Origin of the sequence: Arthrobacter sp. MYb221 (genome assembly GCF_002979835.1) — a bacterium.
GTDB lineage: Bacteria > Actinomycetota > Actinomycetes > Actinomycetales > Micrococcaceae > Glutamicibacter.
On record NZ_PCPW01000001.1, the window covers coordinates 230,511 to 244,680 of the forward strand.

16 protein-coding genes are annotated in these 14,170 nt (G+C 62.9%); 7 read left to right on the forward strand and 9 right to left on the reverse strand.

Going from position 1 to position 14,170, the window contains the following annotated elements:
- Positions 1 to 17: 17 nt before the first annotated feature.
- The 3 genes from CQ015_RS01135 to CQ015_RS01145 are packed head-to-tail and all read right to left on the reverse strand — an operon-like array spanning position 18 to position 3,506.
- Positions 18 to 872 carry a MaoC/PaaZ C-terminal domain-containing protein gene (locus CQ015_RS01135; protein ID WP_105552096.1) on the reverse strand — a complete coding sequence of 285 codons (855 nt, stop codon included), beginning with the start codon at positions 870 to 872 and terminating at the stop codon, positions 18 to 20.
- On the reverse strand, positions 873 to 2,210 hold the full coding sequence (locus CQ015_RS01140) for a 3-oxoacyl-ACP reductase (protein WP_105649143.1): 1,338 nt from the start codon (positions 2,208 to 2,210) through the stop codon (positions 873 to 875). It lies immediately after the preceding gene.
- Entirely contained in the window at positions 2,211 to 3,506 is a 1,296-nt protein-coding gene (locus CQ015_RS01145; protein WP_105649144.1) for an acetyl-CoA C-acetyltransferase, read from the reverse strand. It lies immediately after the preceding gene.
- A 64-nt stretch (positions 3,507 to 3,570) separates the two neighbouring features.
- Between CQ015_RS01145 and CQ015_RS01150 the strand changes: the two genes are divergently transcribed.
- Both CQ015_RS01150 and CQ015_RS01155 read left to right on the forward strand, forming a co-directional pair.
- Positions 3,571 to 4,248 carry a TetR/AcrR family transcriptional regulator gene (locus CQ015_RS01150; protein ID WP_105552093.1) on the forward strand — a complete coding sequence of 226 codons (678 nt, stop codon included), beginning with the start codon at positions 3,571 to 3,573 and terminating at the stop codon, positions 4,246 to 4,248.
- Positions 4,249 to 4,267: 19 nt separating this feature from the next.
- Complete coding sequence (locus CQ015_RS01155; protein WP_105649145.1) at positions 4,268 to 6,277, forward strand: acyl-CoA dehydrogenase; 2,010 nt, start codon at positions 4,268 to 4,270, stop codon at positions 6,275 to 6,277.
- Positions 6,278 to 6,327: 50 nt separating this feature from the next.
- Here CQ015_RS01155 and CQ015_RS01160 read toward each other — a convergent pair whose 3' ends face one another.
- A complete protein-coding gene (locus CQ015_RS01160) occupies positions 6,328 to 6,768 on the reverse strand; it encodes a VOC family protein (protein WP_181150321.1) in 441 nt (146 codons plus the stop codon).
- A gap of 97 nt (positions 6,769 to 6,865) precedes the next feature.
- Positions 6,866 to 7,549 carry an isochorismatase family protein gene (locus CQ015_RS01165; protein ID WP_258137902.1) on the reverse strand — a complete coding sequence of 228 codons (684 nt, stop codon included), beginning with the start codon at positions 7,547 to 7,549 and terminating at the stop codon, positions 6,866 to 6,868.
- Here CQ015_RS01165 and CQ015_RS01170 point away from each other — a divergent pair.
- Positions 7,542 to 8,498, forward strand: coding sequence for a GlxA family transcriptional regulator (locus CQ015_RS01170; protein ID WP_105649146.1), 957 nt, complete (start codon positions 7,542 to 7,544; stop codon positions 8,496 to 8,498). The genes CQ015_RS01165 and CQ015_RS01170 overlap by 8 nt on opposite strands.
- A 120-nt stretch (positions 8,499 to 8,618) precedes the next feature.
- On the opposite strand, the gene CQ015_RS01175 is transcribed toward CQ015_RS01170, so the two are convergent.
- From CQ015_RS01175 to CQ015_RS01185, 3 genes are all read right to left on the reverse strand, one after another.
- Complete coding sequence (locus CQ015_RS01175) at positions 8,619 to 9,878, reverse strand: DUF1648 domain-containing protein (RefSeq protein WP_146113988.1); 1,260 nt, start codon at positions 9,876 to 9,878, stop codon at positions 8,619 to 8,621.
- A gap of 255 nt (positions 9,879 to 10,133) precedes the next feature.
- Positions 10,134 to 10,700 (reverse strand): type II toxin-antitoxin system RelE/ParE family toxin, encoded by a 567-nt coding sequence (locus CQ015_RS01180; RefSeq protein WP_219843892.1) that lies wholly within the window; start codon positions 10,698 to 10,700, stop codon positions 10,134 to 10,136.
- The gene (locus CQ015_RS01185; RefSeq protein WP_105552087.1) at positions 10,697 to 11,005 is read right to left on the reverse strand and encodes a type II toxin-antitoxin system Phd/YefM family antitoxin; all 309 of its coding nucleotides are present in this window, start codon (positions 11,003 to 11,005) and stop codon (positions 10,697 to 10,699) included. The genes CQ015_RS01180 and CQ015_RS01185 overlap by 4 nt, the downstream gene beginning before the upstream one ends.
- A gap of 125 nt (positions 11,006 to 11,130) precedes the next feature.
- Between CQ015_RS01185 and CQ015_RS01190 the strand changes: the two genes are divergently transcribed.
- Both CQ015_RS01190 and CQ015_RS18645 read left to right on the forward strand, forming a co-directional pair.
- Positions 11,131 to 12,120: an integrase gene (locus tag CQ015_RS01190; RefSeq protein ID WP_105649148.1), complete on the forward strand. Its 990-nt coding sequence runs from the start codon at positions 11,131 to 11,133 to the stop codon at positions 12,118 to 12,120.
- Between the two features lie 112 nt (positions 12,121 to 12,232).
- The gene (locus tag CQ015_RS18645; RefSeq protein ID WP_146113989.1) at positions 12,233 to 12,430 is read left to right on the forward strand and encodes a hypothetical protein; all 198 of its coding nucleotides are present in this window, start codon (positions 12,233 to 12,235) and stop codon (positions 12,428 to 12,430) included.
- A gap of 97 nt (positions 12,431 to 12,527) precedes the next feature.
- Here the strand turns inward: CQ015_RS18645 and CQ015_RS01195 are convergent, their stop codons facing one another.
- Entirely contained in the window at positions 12,528 to 13,037 is a 510-nt protein-coding gene (locus CQ015_RS01195) for a hypothetical protein (RefSeq protein ID WP_146113990.1), read from the reverse strand.
- Between the two features lie 69 nt (positions 13,038 to 13,106).
- On the opposite strand from CQ015_RS01195, the gene CQ015_RS01200 reads away from it, so the two are divergent.
- Together CQ015_RS01200 and CQ015_RS01205 are read left to right on the forward strand one after the other, a co-directional pair.
- Positions 13,107 to 13,316 carry a hypothetical protein gene (locus CQ015_RS01200; protein ID WP_146113991.1) on the forward strand — a complete coding sequence of 70 codons (210 nt, stop codon included), beginning with the start codon at positions 13,107 to 13,109 and terminating at the stop codon, positions 13,314 to 13,316.
- A gap of 232 nt (positions 13,317 to 13,548) precedes the next feature.
- Positions 13,549 to 13,974 carry an NUDIX domain-containing protein gene (locus CQ015_RS01205; RefSeq protein WP_258137924.1) on the forward strand — a complete coding sequence of 142 codons (426 nt, stop codon included), beginning with the start codon at positions 13,549 to 13,551 and terminating at the stop codon, positions 13,972 to 13,974.
- Positions 13,975 to 14,170 lie beyond the last annotated feature (196 nt).

Consider the following 14,170-nt stretch of genomic DNA (forward strand, 5'->3'; position numbering starts at 1 on the left):
CCCGCCGCCAGCGGGCGCTAGACCTCGCGGGTCAGCCGCAGCTCGAAGTGCGGCTTGCCCCTGCGCGGATTCCAGCCCTGCACCGCGAACCCCGTGGCGCTGGGCGCAAAGGCCAAGTCCACGACGGCCGGCAGCACCACCGGAGTATGGAATTCGATCTCCCACTCGTAGTTCCCGCTGGCGGGCTCGATCGCCGCCAGCGCGCGGGCGGCCAGGTAGATGCCGTGCGCGATGGCCCCGGGCATGCCCAAGGCCTTGGCGCTCAGCGGGCTGAGGTGAATCGGGTTGTAGTCCCCCGCCACCGCGGCCCAGCGCCGTCCGGTGCCGCCGTCCAGTTTCCAGGCGGCGGTGCGTTGCGGCGGCACAAAGGGCTCATGGGCCTTAGCCGGCGTTTCTCCGCCCAGCCTGACGCCCTTGGCCAGAAAGGTGCTGCGCAGCGTGAGCCGGGTTTCCCCGGCGACCACGATCTTCACCACCAGATCGCAGCAGGCCCCCTTGGCGTGGGCCACCAGGTTTTCGGCATTCACCTCGACGTCGAAGACCTCCTCCTGGCCCAGCGGCTCGGTGACCGAGACCTGGTTGCCCAGGTGGATCATGCCCAGCAGCGGCAGCGGGAAGTCACCGCGCAGCATCAGCGACATCGCCAGCGGGAAGGCCAGCGAGTGCACGTACAGGCTCGGAAGCTTGCCGTTGACCGGCGCGCTCACCGCCTGGCGGTAGGCGGTGAGTTTTTCTTGATCCGCGCGGGCGCCTTGGAAGATCAGCGTCACCTCGGGCAGCACCGGATTTTTCGGCTTCCGCGTGAGGGTTTTCACCGCCCGGGCATAGACCGCGGCCATAGTCGGGATTTCGGTGACTAGCTCGGCGCCCATCTAGGCACCCACCAGCGACTGGCCGCAGACGCGCAAGGTCGAACCGTTCAGCCCGGCCGCCGCGTCGGAGCCGAGGAAGGCGATGGCCTCGGCCACGTCCACCGGCAATCCGCCCTGCATCAGCGAGGGCAGCACCAGGCGCGCCACCGTGCGGGTGCCCAGCGGGATCTTCGCGGTCATCTCGGTTTCGATGAACCCGGGGGCCACCGCGGCGATCGAGCCGCCGTGCTCGGCGAACAGCCCCGCGCTGGCGCGCACCATGCCGATCACCCCGGCCTTGCTCGCCGCATAGTTCGTCTGCCCGCGGTTGCCGGCGATCCCGGAGGTGGAGGCCAGCGAGACCACGCGCAGACCCGGCAGCTTCGCGGCGAGGAAGACCTCGTTCATGCGCAGCTGGGCGGAGATGTTCACCGCGATCACCGAGTCCCAGCGCCCGGCGTCCATATTCGCCAGCAGCTTGTCCCGGGTGATGCCGGCGTTGTGCACCACCAGATCCAGCTCGCCGTGGCGGGACAGGGCGTGATCCAGGATCCGCGCCCCGGCGTCCGTGGCGGTGACATCCAGCTGCAAGGTGGTGCCGCCGACCTCGTTGGCCACCTTGGCCAGCGCATCCCCGGCGGCCGGCATATCCACCAGCACCACCTGCGCCCCATCGCGGGCCAGCGTGCGGGCGATGTCCGCGCCGATGCCGCGGGCGGCGCCGGTGACCACCGCGACCTTGCCGCTCAGCGGTGCCCGGAAATCTGCCGGAAGCTCCCCCTGCTCGGTCCGCACGCCCAAGAATTGGCCGTCCACATAGGCGCTGCGCCCGGAGAAGAAGAAGCGCAGCGCGCCCAGCGCGCTCGGGCTGTCCAGCTGGGTTTCGTTTTCCAGCACGATGCCGTTGGCCGTGGCCCCGGCGCGCATTTCGCGTCCGAGCGAACGGATGACCCCATCGATGCCCTGGCGCACCGCGGCGACCGCGGGAGCATTCTCGGCCAGCGCGGGGCGGGAGAAGGAGACCAGGCGCGCCCCGGGGACCAGTTGGCGCAGCGCGGCGCCGGTGCTCAGCATCAGCTCCGAGAGCTGTTCGGGGTCGGTCAGCTCATCGAGCAGCAGCACGATCCCGCCGAGCTTGCTCTGCCCCGCGTCGTGCCGGCGTACGTCCAGCCCCCAGGAGACCAGGGTGTCGCACAGCTGTTGGGCGCGTGCGGAGGCGCCGAGCACCAGCACCGGGCCGGGCAGCAGCGCGGTGTCCGGGGTGTAGCGGCGCAGCCGCGGCGGACGGGGCAGCCCGAGCAGCTTGGCCAGCTTCTTGGTCATTCCGCTATTAACTAGTTCCAGGTACTTATCTGCCATTTAGCTTCGTGCCTCCAAGATTGCCACTACGCCTTGTCCGCCGGCGGCGCACACCGAAATCAGTGCGCGCCCCGAACCCTTTTCATGCAGCATTTTCGCGGTGCTGGCGATGAGCCGCCCGCCGGTGGCGGCGAAGGGGTGCCCGGCGGCCAGCGAGGAGCCGTTGACGTTCAGCTTAGCCCGGTCGATGGAGCCCAGCGGCGCATCCAGCCCGAGCTTTTCGCGGCAGAACTCCGCCGATTCCCAGGCCTTCAGCGTGGCGAGCACGGTGCCGGCGAAGGCCTCGTGGATTTCGACGAAGTCGAAGTCGCCCAGGGTGAGGTTATTGCGCTCCAGCAGCCGGGCGGTGGCGTAGGCCGGGGCCATCAGCAGCCCCTCGGCGCCGTGCACGAAGTCCACCGCGGCGGCCTCGAAGTCCACGAAGTTCGCCAGCATCGGCAGGTCGTTGTCCGCGGCGAACTCTTCGCTGCCCAGCAGCACCGCGGAGGCGCCGTCGGTCAGCGGGGTGGAGTTCGCCGCGGTCATCGTCGCCTCCTCGCCCAGGGTTTTGCCGAAGGCCGGCTTGAGCTTGGCCAGCTTTTCCATGCTCGAGTCGGGACGCAGGTTATTGTCTCTGGCCAGGCCGTTGAACGCGGTGAGCAGGTCGTCGAAGAAGCCGCGCTCGTAGGCGGCGGCCAGATTCTGGTGGCTGGCCAGCGCCAGCTCGTCCTGTTCCACCCGGGTGATGCCCCAGGCGTGGGTGGTGATCGCCTGGTGCTCGCCCATGGACAGCCCGGTGCGCGGTTCGCCGGTGCCCGGAGCCGAGGGGGCCAGATGCGCCGGGCGCAGCTTGGACAGGGCGGTGAGCTTGGCCTTGGTGCTGCGCGCGCGGGAGAGTTCCAGCAGCACCGCGCGCAGCCCCTCGGAGACGACGATCGGCGCGTCACTGGTGGTGTCCACCCCGCCGCCGATGGCCGAGTCGAGCTGGCCGAGCTTGATCTTGTTGGCCAGCGAGCCGATGGCCTCCATGCCGGTGGCGCAGGCCATCTGCACGTCGTAGGCCGGGGTGGCGGCGTCCAGCGAGCTGCCGAGCACCGACTCGCGGACCAGGTTGAAGTCCTTGGAGTGCTTGAGCACCGCGCCGCCGGCCACGGCGCCCAGGCGCGCACCCTGCAGGCCGAAGCGGGCCACCAGGCCTTCCAGTGCTGCGGTGAACATGTCCTGGTTCGAGACGTTGACGTAGGCGGTGTTCGAACGGGCGAAGGGAATGCGGTTGCCACCGATGATGACTGCATTGCGCACTGGCTGGTCGGCCATGAAGGAACTCCTAGGGTTGTGAGAAGTATTACTGTAACCAAGAGTACATGATACTCTGGGTTACGTGAACAAGATCACCCCAGATATCGACTCGGCTACCGACGGGCGTTCGGCCCGCTGGCAGGCGCACCGCAGCCAACGCCACGAGGAGCTGCTCAAGCTCGCCCGTAAGGCGGTGCACAAGCTCGGCCCGCAGGTCTCCATGGAGGAGATCGCGGCGCACGCCAAAACCTCCAAGCCGGTGTACTACCGCTACTTCGGCGACAAGGAGGGCCTGCGCCAGGCGCTGGGCGCCGTGGTCATCTCCGACTTCCGCGACTCCATCATCGCCGCCGGGCTCGCCGAGGGCGACGAGGCCGGGGCGCTGCGCGCGATGGTCACCGCCTATTTGGAATTGGCCAAGGGCAGTCCGAACCTGTACTTCTTCGTCACCGCGCAGACCCCGGATGTGCTCACCGCCCCGGATCGCGCGGCCACCGGCTCCACCGGGGCGCTGAACGCCTTCTTCGACGAGGTCACCTCGCTGATGAACGAACGGCTCAGCGCGCACTTCGCCGCGCACACGCTCGCCCCCTCCAGCGCCACGGCGCTTTGGCCGCGCGCGGCGCTGGGCATGATCCGCTCCGCCGGGGAACTCTGGCTGCGCCAGCCCGAGGCGCCGGGCAAGCCGAGCCTGAACGAACTTGCCGAGGCGCTGAGCGGCTGGCTCACCCACGGCATCTCCACCAACTCCCGCTCCTAGCATTCGAAAGGCCCCACTTATGACCAGCATCAATGTCCAAGCCCTCGCCGAACAGCTGCTCGGCCCCTACGCCGAGATCCGCAAGGCCTCCCGGGCCCGCGCCGCGGACCCGAAGCTGCAGCGCGACCCCGCCTGGTCCATGGATGAGCACCGCGAGCAGGTGCTCGGCCAGCTGAAGATCCTCGTCGAGCAGCAGGCCGTGCAGCGCGCCTTCCCGAAGGAATTCGGCGGGCAGGATGACCACGGCGGATCCATCGCCGCCTTCGAGGAACTCGTCGCCGCGGACCCCTCGCTGCAGATCAAGGCCGGGGTGCAGTGGGGGTTGTTCGCCGGCGCCATCCTGCACCTGGGCACCGCGGAGCACCACGCCAAGTGGCTGCCCGGCGCGATGAATCTTCAGGTTCCCGGCGCCTTCGCGATGACCGAGATCGGCCACGGCTCGGATGTCGCCGCGGTGGCCACCACCGCCACCTATGATCCGGACAGCGAAGAATTCATCATCCACACCCCCTTCGCCGCGGCCTGGAAGGAATTTTTGGGCAACGCCGCGCTGCACGGCACCGCCGCCACCGTGTTCGCCCAGTTGATCACCAACGGCGTCAACCACGGGGTGCACTGCTTCTACGTGCCGATCCGCGACGCCAACGGCGAGTTCCTGGACGGCATCGGCGGCGAGGACGACGGGCTCAAGGGCGGGCTGAACGGCATCGACAACGGCCGGCTGCACTTCAGCCAGGTGCGCATCCCGCGCGGCAACCTGCTCAACCGCTACGGCGATGTCGCCGCCGACGGCAGCTACAGCTCCCCGATCTCCTCCCCGGGCCGGCGCTTCTTCACGATGCTCGGCACCCTGGTCCAGGGCCGCGTCTCGCTGGACGGCGCGGCCACCGGCGCGGCGAAGATGGCCCTGCAGATCGCGGTGACCTACGGCAACCAGCGCCGCCAGTTCAACAGCGTCTCGGACACCGAGGAGACCACGCTGCTGGACTACCAGCGCCACCAGCGCCGGCTGCTGCCCCGGTTGGCACGCACCTACGCGGCCAGCTTCGCCCACGACGAGCTGCTGGACAAGTTCGACGCGGTCTTCTCCGGCCGCGAGGACACCGACGAGGACCGCCAGGACCTGGAAACCCTGGCCGCGGCGCTCAAGTCGCTGAGCACCTGGGATGCGCTGGACACCATCCAGGAGGCCCGCGAGGCCTGCGGCGGCGCCGGCTTCATCGCCAAGAACCGCTTCACCCAGCTGCGCGCGGACCTGGACGTCTACGTGACCTTCGAGGGCGATAACAACGTGCTGCTGCAGCTGGTGGGCAAGCGCCTGCTCACCGACTACGCCGCGGAATTCCGCAAGCTCGATACCGGGGCGATGGCCCGCTACGTGGCCAAGCAGGTGGGCACCACCGCGCTGCACCGCTCGGGGCTGCGCAGCGTCGGCCAGGCCTTCGTGGACATCTCCGATGAGCGCAAGAGCGCGAACTTCTTCAAGGATCCGGAGAACCAGCGCGAACTGCTGACCGACCGGATCAATGCGAAGGTGGCCGAGGTGGCCACCGCGTTGCGCGCCGCCGGCAAGGACAAGCTCAAGGCCGCCAACGCCTTCAACGAGAACCAGGAGCTGCTCATCGCCGCCGCCCGCGCGCACGGCGAGCTGCTGCGCTGGGAGGCGTTCACCGCCGCGCTGGAGAAGATCTCCGACGAGCCGATCCGCGAGGTGCTCACCTGGCTGCGCGACGTCTTCGCGCTGAGCGTGATCGAAGACGATCTGGGCTGGTTCCTGGGGCACGGCCGGCTGTCCATGCAGCGCGCACGTACCCTGCCGGGCTACATCAACCGGCTGCTCGCCCGGCTGCGCCCGCACGCCCAGGAGCTGGTCGACGCCTTCGGCTACACCCAGGAGCACCTGCGCGCGGAGATCTCCAGCGGCATCGAAGCCGAACGCCAGGATGAGGCGATGGCGTACTTCGCCAAGCTGCGCGCCAGCGATCAGGCCCCGGTCAGCGAGAAATCGCTGAAGAAGGCCAAGGCCTAGCTGCTCAAGCAGGCCCGCCGGCGGATTGCTCCGCCGGCGGGCTGCTGTGTTTAAATCGGCTGTGCGAGCGCAACCAGGATCCCCTCGGGCCCGCGCACGTAGGCCATCTGCCAGCTGTCCTGGTACTCGCCGATGCCGCCGACCAGCTCATAGCCCTCGGCCTGCAGCCCGGCGACCATGCCGCGCAGGTCCTCCACCTCAAAGGCGACGTTGCGGATGCCCAGTTCGTTGGCCATCGCCTCCGGCTGCCCGGGCCCGTGGTCGGGCCGTTCGAAGCTGGACAGCTCGATCCCCGTGGCACCGTCCTCGGCCAGCAGCATCACCACATTGGTGCGCGATCCGGGGATTCCGCAGACGGTTTCCAGAAACTCGCCCTCCATCCCGTCCACGCGCCCGGCGACGTGCATCCCCAGGCTCACAAAAAATTTGGTCACCGCATCCAGATCGGCGACGGTGATTCCCACATGGTCGAACTTCTTGATCCGTGGCATGGCGCATTCCCTTCGGGTTTCGTATGGCGCAAGTCCACATGCTACGCCCGCCCGGGGCCGGGCACCACAGCTGCTCAGGTTTTCTGCTGAGCAGAAGTCATAGCCGCCCGATGATCGACGCGGTCGACTCGACCGAGGCGAACCCGCCGCCCGATAGGTTGGTGGCGCTCACCTGCGTGAGCTGTTCGGCGCTAATCTTCAAGCCATCGTCACCTGCGAGATCGAAGGTATGGCAGGCATCGATGGCCACCTGCGTGTTGAAGCCCAGGTTTCCGGCCATCCGCGCCGTGGTCTCCACGCACATATTGGTTTGTATGCCGCACAGGACGATGTGGCTGATGTTCCGCCCGGCGAGCCAACTTGCCAGGTCCGGGGTGCCGTAGAACGAAGAATTCACGGTTTTAGTGATCCTGACGCTCGGAACGACATGTGCCAGGAACGGCTTCAGCTTCGACGTCTCGTGCTGCGGGTGGAACGTTGAATCGATGAGCTTGGAAGTGTGGGTGACGATGACGATCGGCAAACCGCGCTCTTGCCAGCAGGCGAGCAGCCTTTGCATATTCATTTCGGCCTCGGGGTTGTTTCGCCTCCCCCAGTGCTCGGCACAGTCGAAAGTTTGTTGCACGTCGATCATTACCAGTGCAGGATGTGCCGAAGGCGCGGATTGGTCGATGTTGATTTCATTCATGGCTACTACTTTGCCGCCGGAAAGGCGCATACCGTGAGCGGCAGTTTTGACACTGTTCGATGATTTACCGCCATATAATTGGGTGATGCTCACCGTAGCCCTTTTGCTCATGCCAGGATCTAGACTTTTTGACGTCGCCATCGTCTCCGAGACCTGGGCAACCGAACGAATCTCGTCGCCGCCCTTGGATCTGGAGCTTCGTCGATGCTCCGCTGAATCGGGGCTCGTAGAGCTGACCGACGGGGCTACCTGCGCCGCGAATGGATCCCTCGAGTGGGCAGCACACGCGGACGTGTTGCTGATCCCCGGGTTAGGCAACGCCCGCAGCATTCCAGATGCCAAATATCTGCGAACCATCAGCGAAGCGCACCAACGCGGGGCAACCGTCGCTTCGCTCTGCTCGGGCGCCTTCGTCTTGGCGGAGACCGGCCTGTTGGATGGACAGAGCGCAACCACGCACTGGGCCTTGGCCGATGAATTCGCCCAACGATTTCCGCAAGTCGAGGTGGACCCCTCGGCGCTCTTCGTCGGCGGCAGTCGCGTCTGGACATCGGCCGGCGTCGCCGCGGGCATCGATTTGAGCATCCACTTGATCCGCCAGTTGTGCGGCGGAAAGATCGCCACAACGGTTTCTCGTTCCATGGTGATGGCACCGCACCGCGCCGGAGGGCAGGCACAATTCGTCCGCACTCCGGTAGCCCTCAAGGATGCCGATGGGCAGGCACTTCACGCCGTGCGCAGCCTGCTGCAAGAAGATCCAAGCCAATCCCGAACCGCCGCTGACTATGCCAGGCGCGCCTGCATGTCCGAACGGACCTTTCTACGACGCTTCGCTGCGGAAACGGGAACCACACCGCAGCAATGGGTGATGCGGTGGCGCGTCGATGAGGCCAGCCAATTGCTTGAGGACAGCACCAACTCCATTGCCGAGATCGCACGGGCGGTCGGCTATGCGACACCCGTCTCCTTCCGCCAGAGATTCCGGGCGATCAAGGGAGTGGCCCCGGCGGAATACCGCAAGGCTTTCCAGCTGCGGGGCTAGAACGGAGCCCCTGGCTACCACCGGCCTGCCCGCGGAAAATCGAGACATTCCAGCAGCAATTCTGCGCAACGCGAGCAGCGTGACGCTCTGCAAGAGCTTTTGAAATAGTCCAGGGCCCGCCTAGTTGCTGCTCTTCGCCGCTTCCAGCGCCCGGTAGGCATTGATCAGCGCGGCGGTTTCGATTGCAGATTTGACGTCGGGCATGGAGATGACGTGCTGCTGGTGGTAGCCCATATCGATCAGCACCGCGGGACCATCGCCGGTGATGAACCCCCTATCCGAAATATCCGACCGGTATCCCCAGCCTCCGTAGTCCAACGCCTTGATGTCTTTGATATGAACGCCTTTGATGCCGGCATAGTCCAGCTTCATAACCTTCCAAAAGCCGGAGGCCACGAACCGGGTTCCCGCCGAATCAACCACAAAGGTCCCGGCGAAAAAGATCCAGCAGATGGCTCCCGCGACAATCGAGGAAAAGACGATGTAAAACTGATCCATATACCAGCCGACAAGCACCGCCAGCAGCGCAAACGCCACCAGCAGATAGCGCAGCGGCGTCACCCGCAACGGGATTTCGTGGACTGCGCGGTGCGCAGCGCGCTCCTCCTGGGTTCTTGATGCCGAGGAATCCGGATCATTGGCTAGTTCATCGGCCCGAACAGCTTCCACGCTTTGCTCGCGCACGATCTCCTCGGGACGGTAGGCCATAGCGGTTGCAAATCCTGCCAGGACGGAAACGACAATGGCTCCGGCAATCACCGAACTGGAAAACGCAGCATGTTCTGCGGTCACGCGATCGATTTGGCCGGCTACGAGGGCGAGGAACAGGCCGGCAACCATGGAACTCAAGGCTACGCCGAAGCCCAGTCCGATGCGTGCAAGCATGAGCGAATGCGCACGCAGCAAAATCGCCGACCAGCATATGGCAACGCCAACAAACACCGTCAGCAGCACGGTCGATATGGCCACGTTGGCGAGCGTGGCAAACTCGTCAACCTCCCCCCTGCCGTTCCAATGAACCGCAAGCTTTGCAGGTAATCGGCTTTGCACGCTGTACATCCACCCGCAAGCACTCAGCGCCAAGACCAGCAACCCGACGATGCTTCCGATAGCCCAATTTCTGCTGTACGTCTTCTTCTGTTCCGCCACGGCGCCCTTTCGCCTACCAGACCCTAAAGCCCATTCATTAGAATGAACATTACCAAGTGAAATAGGAGTCTTACAATAATCTACGGATCCCATGTCGAGCACTGGAAGGACTTCAAGACGAGTGCCGAAAGTAACGCGGCAAGGGATCCGCTCGTAGCTCCCAAAGTCATAACGCTCGCTCCAGGATGAATCGAATCCGGCATTTAATGCCTTGATGGCAATCCGCTCCAACTCGGCGATGCTTGCTTCAGCAAATCCGGATGCGATCTTTTGCCGAGAGCAAACGCTTCTTCAGCGCCGGCATCAAATTCCGCGGCATCCCTTCCTGCGCCATAGGCTTGGCGCCTGCACGCTCCCCTGTCTCGAAGATCGGAAGGCTTTAATTACCCCCTACGCTCCAGCGGAAAGTTGCCCCTCTTCTTCTTGGCTGAGCTGCCATACGGAACCAAGCGGTTGCCGTTGAGCTCGGCGGTGCCGGCGGATGGGTTAGCTCTCAGCGTTACGGGACCAATGCTGCATGAGTCTTTGCTGGGCTTGCTGTTCGCTCAGTCCTGAAATCTCTTGTGCGGACAGATGAAGTTGTTCTATGAGCGCAGCTTCCATCCACTCGGGCAGGACAGATCCCCGTGCGGGTTCAGGTGTGGCTTCAACGGATTCGTAGAGCCGTCCCATCTGGACAATGACGTCTTTGAGCGATTGGATCTTCGGGTCATCGCCCATGCGTGCGACCCGTGAGGTGAGCTCATCGTAAACTTCGCCATCCGAACGGGCGCCAACAGCCCAGACCTCAGAAATATCAAGAATTAGGCGGCCGGATGCGTCTTCGGTAATGCGCCATACGATTCTCCAGTCGCGATCGCCAACGACCAACTTGCGAAAACCGACTAGCGCACCGAGCAAAGGCTCGCCAGCCTCAGGAGATTTTTCGAGCAGCAGCATCTTCTTGAACACGGATCGCACGATCTGCGGATCCTTGTTGTGAAGACGGTACAAATCAGATACTGCGTCATCAGTTAGCCGGACGATGCACAGGCGGTCTTGAGGCTGATTCACGAATTATCAGACTGGGCTTCTTCGGCATTTTCCGCCTCAAGCTCTGCGCGGTTCAAATCAAAGAATTCCATCGCTTGGTCAAGAGTCGTGCGTACGCCGCTATCGGTGGCAAAGCGTGCCATCACCAGCGCAGCATCGCGGAGGGTGTCACGGTCATGGCGCAGCTGAGCGATTTCCTTGGCGGAAACGACTTCGGCCACAACCTTGCCATGGCGCGACAAAGGGGTATCCCGGCCTTCTTCGGCGGCGGCGACAAGCGCAGAAAGTCCCGCGCGTGATGCTTCGGTGATACTCAAAGTAGTCATATGAAAACTATATAGATTTCTACCTAGATTTTCTAGTGGGCGCGTTGACTCGTAATAAACCTCCGTCAAAGTACCTCTTGCTTCTCGGACTCTGCGGGTATCTGCTCAGCAGCATGGGACTGACAATGAGCGCACTCAAACAAGTCACCAAACAACTCGCGAACAGCTACCGGCTCGGCGCTAAAGCCGGGAAAACACGGATCCTGGATGAACTGGTCGAAATCACGGGCTGGCACCGCGACTACGCCCGCTGCGCCCTGCGAGAAGCACTGAAACCCGCCAAATCACGGATCATCAGAGCAGGCAGGAAACCGACCTACCCGGCCGACCTGCAACCCGGCCTGATCCTGTGCTGGGCCGTCCTGCGTGGCCCAGCGTCGAAACTGCTGACGGCTTCCATGCCGCCTCTGGTGCCGATGCTGCGCGCCGAGAAAGCCCTGGACGTCACTGACGATCAAGCCGCTCTGCTGATCAAGATGAGCGCGTCAACCATCGACCGGCGACTGGCTAACGAACGCCGGAAGATGATCCTTCATGGCAGGTCCCATACCAAGCCTGGCTCGCTCCTCAAGTCCCAAATTCCCATTCGCACGTGGGCCGAATGGGATGACGCGGTACCCGGATTTGTCGAGATCGATTTGGTGGGCCATGAAGGCGGCAACAGCCAAGGCGAATGCTGCTTCACCCGCTCCCGCTCCCGGTCAGGGAACAAGAACGACGGGGCGCACGTGGAACAGAAGAACTGGCCTCGGGTTCGTGAGCTCGCGGGTTACCAGCGCTACGACAGTCCCGAAGAGCTGGTATTGCTGAATCAGATTTGGGAGCTGGACCGGGTGTTCACGAACTATCTTCTGCCGCAGCAGAAGCTGCTGCACAAGACTCGCAAAGGGGCCAAGGTCATCAAGGTGCATGACCGGCCGGCGACTGCTCACCAGCGTGCGGTAGCGCATCCGGAAGTGAAGAAGATGCCGGTGATTCGGATGAACGGGCAGTTCAAGAAGATACGGGTCATGGCGTTGTCGCAGCAGATCTTTGGGTTGACCGGCAGCCTGGAGCGATTGTCGATATCTAAGTCCGGGTCCTCGGCCCGGCAGGCGAGAAAGGCCTCACGATGAGAAACCTGTTTCCCGGACGTTTTCACCTGACGCAACGTATCAGAGTTCCCGGAGGTATTGACATGACGCAACAGGGCCATTACTCCGAAAATAGCCCGAAAACACACAATTTATGAGACACCCAATCCGGTGCGACAAGGCGAAGGAACTGCCGGGATGGTATGAAAAAGTCGATCCGTGCCTGCCGCACTCCATCGTGATGGACACCGGAGACGGACGGACCTACCGATCCCTGGCACCCCCAGCGACCGGAATAGTCCGAGATATTGCCCCACCGGTCATCCACCTGCCCAAGCATCAACGAGAGTAAGCAACTTGACTGAAGTTGTCCTGACTGAAGCACAGCCACAGGCCGCTAAGCAACGCGCCTCAGCGCATTCACGAGCGTGCGCGAGAACTGTTGTGAGTTATGCGGTGTCGAGCTCTTCAAGGCGCCCTTTTGGAAGCGCTAGGACGTATACGGTGGCAAAGACGATAAAAACGAGCACAAACGACAATAGTCCGATACCCGCACTCTGGGCGTTGGAACCATTGGGTTCTTGTCCAATGGTGCTCATAACTGACCCAAGCCCAACACCAAGCACTGCATAGGCGAATGATTCCGTGCACACGACGATCGATTTTTCAATCTGATACCAGTGTCCAGACACGAAGAATCCCCTCGCGGTGACACCTCCAACGATGAATGCCACCGTCGCGATGATGCAACAGGTCACGAACATGCGCAATGCTGATCCGTAGCCAACCCCGTCCGGTCCGACATGAATTGCCACATGGTCCGGAATCCACGGGCTGGCCAGCCAATAGGCCAGCAGCGTCAAAGCGATAGACAAACTAGGGGCGAGAATGAATAAAAATCGAGTTCCAGCAGGGCATGCGATATGAGATTTGTCGGTATCCACTAGGCTTTTAGTCATTTTCACCTCCCATCGGCATCGAGTGATCGTCCTGCTAAGATCAGCAGCAACACCTTTTAGCCTACCGGAATGAGAAAGACCATGCTAGCGCCAACACTTATTTCATTATTTTTGACGCTGGTATTTATTGGGACTTACCTCGGGGAACGCCAAGGCCGGAAGCGAACTCATTCCAAGGAGGACAAGTTTTTTAGCAACTGGGCCATCATCGCATTCTGGATCGCACTGTTCTTCACGGTGGTATTTGCACTCGGGCTCTTCACGAGGCTGGCAAACTAGCTGTTTAATTATTTGAATCACTAGTACGCTCAGCGGTTACGGCGTAGCCATGAAGCGGCAGGTAATCTCGCGATTGGTGAGTGAACCAAATTCTCCACGCGGACACTTAATTGCTCGAAGTTTGCCAGCGTCTCCCCTTCGGCTAGTTAGCCCCGTGGCCAACGAACTAAACACGCAGAGGCAGTGATTTCACATTAATTATAGGAATGCGCTCACACCAGTAAGCTACGTAATCGTTCGCGATAGGCATCGAGTTCTTCTGCAGCGCAGGCAGGGCACGGGCTATCTAGACGGCTACTGGTCAACCGCTGCCGCAGGTCATGTCGAAGCGGGTGAGTCGGCCATCCAAGCTGCGGTTCGTGAGACGCGTGAGGAACTCGGGATCGAGCTGGATGCCATGCAGCTCAAGCCGTTCACCACCGTCCACCGGCCGCAGTCCAGCAACGAAACCGCCGGTGGTCGAATCGATTTCTTCTTCGAATGCACCACGTGGACGGGTGTGCCGCAGATTATGGAGCCGCATAAAGCCTCGGCGCTTACTTGGTTCGACCTTTGCGAGCTGCCTGGCAAAGTTGTTCCGCACGAGCGCTACATCCTAGAGCGGCTGGGCAACGACCTTCCGGCCATAATTGCCGCCAACTCCCTCATGGCGCAGTAATTTACGCTGGATCCGCCGCCAAGGGTTGGGTACCTCCATAGGAGTGGAATGCCTCAATATCTATCGTCGAAGTTGCGCCTCGGTCTCCGAGGCGGCACGCGGATGTGAGCGTGCCCTCCGGTCCAAGGATTACGCGCGCTTCGCCGCGGCGATAGGCTAGTTCTCTGGCTCCGAAAGGTCCTTGGCCGGAAGGCTG

Excerpts from the sequence above, each read along its gene's own strand:
- CQ015_RS01135 (WP_105552096.1), bottom strand. The coding sequence starts at position 872 with ATGGGCGCCGAGCTAGTCACCGAAATCCCGACTATGGCCGCGGTCTAT.
- CQ015_RS01140 (WP_105649143.1), bottom strand. The coding sequence starts at position 2,210 with ATGGCAGATAAGTACCTGGAACTAGTTAATAGCGGAATGACCAAGAAG.
- CQ015_RS01145 (WP_105649144.1), bottom strand. The coding sequence starts at position 3,506 with ATGGCCGACCAGCCAGTGCGCAATGCAGTCATCATCGGTGGCAACCGC.
- CQ015_RS01155 (WP_105649145.1), top strand. The coding sequence starts at position 4,268 with ATGACCAGCATCAATGTCCAAGCCCTCGCCGAACAGCTGCTCGGCCCC.
- CQ015_RS01160 (WP_181150321.1), bottom strand. The coding sequence starts at position 6,768 with ATGCCACGGATCAAGAAGTTCGACCATGTGGGAATCACCGTCGCCGAT.
- CQ015_RS01170 (WP_105649146.1), top strand. The coding sequence starts at position 7,542 with ATGCTCACCGTAGCCCTTTTGCTCATGCCAGGATCTAGACTTTTTGAC.
- CQ015_RS01185 (WP_105552087.1), bottom strand. The coding sequence starts at position 11,005 with ATGACTACTTTGAGTATCACCGAAGCATCACGCGCGGGACTTTCTGCG.
- CQ015_RS01190 (WP_105649148.1), top strand. The coding sequence starts at position 11,131 with ATGAGCGCACTCAAACAAGTCACCAAACAACTCGCGAACAGCTACCGG.
- CQ015_RS18645 (WP_146113989.1), top strand. The coding sequence starts at position 12,233 with ATGAGACACCCAATCCGGTGCGACAAGGCGAAGGAACTGCCGGGATGG.
- CQ015_RS01195 (WP_146113990.1), bottom strand. The coding sequence starts at position 13,037 with ATGACTAAAAGCCTAGTGGATACCGACAAATCTCATATCGCATGCCCT.
- CQ015_RS01200 (WP_146113991.1), top strand. The coding sequence starts at position 13,107 with ATGAGAAAGACCATGCTAGCGCCAACACTTATTTCATTATTTTTGACG.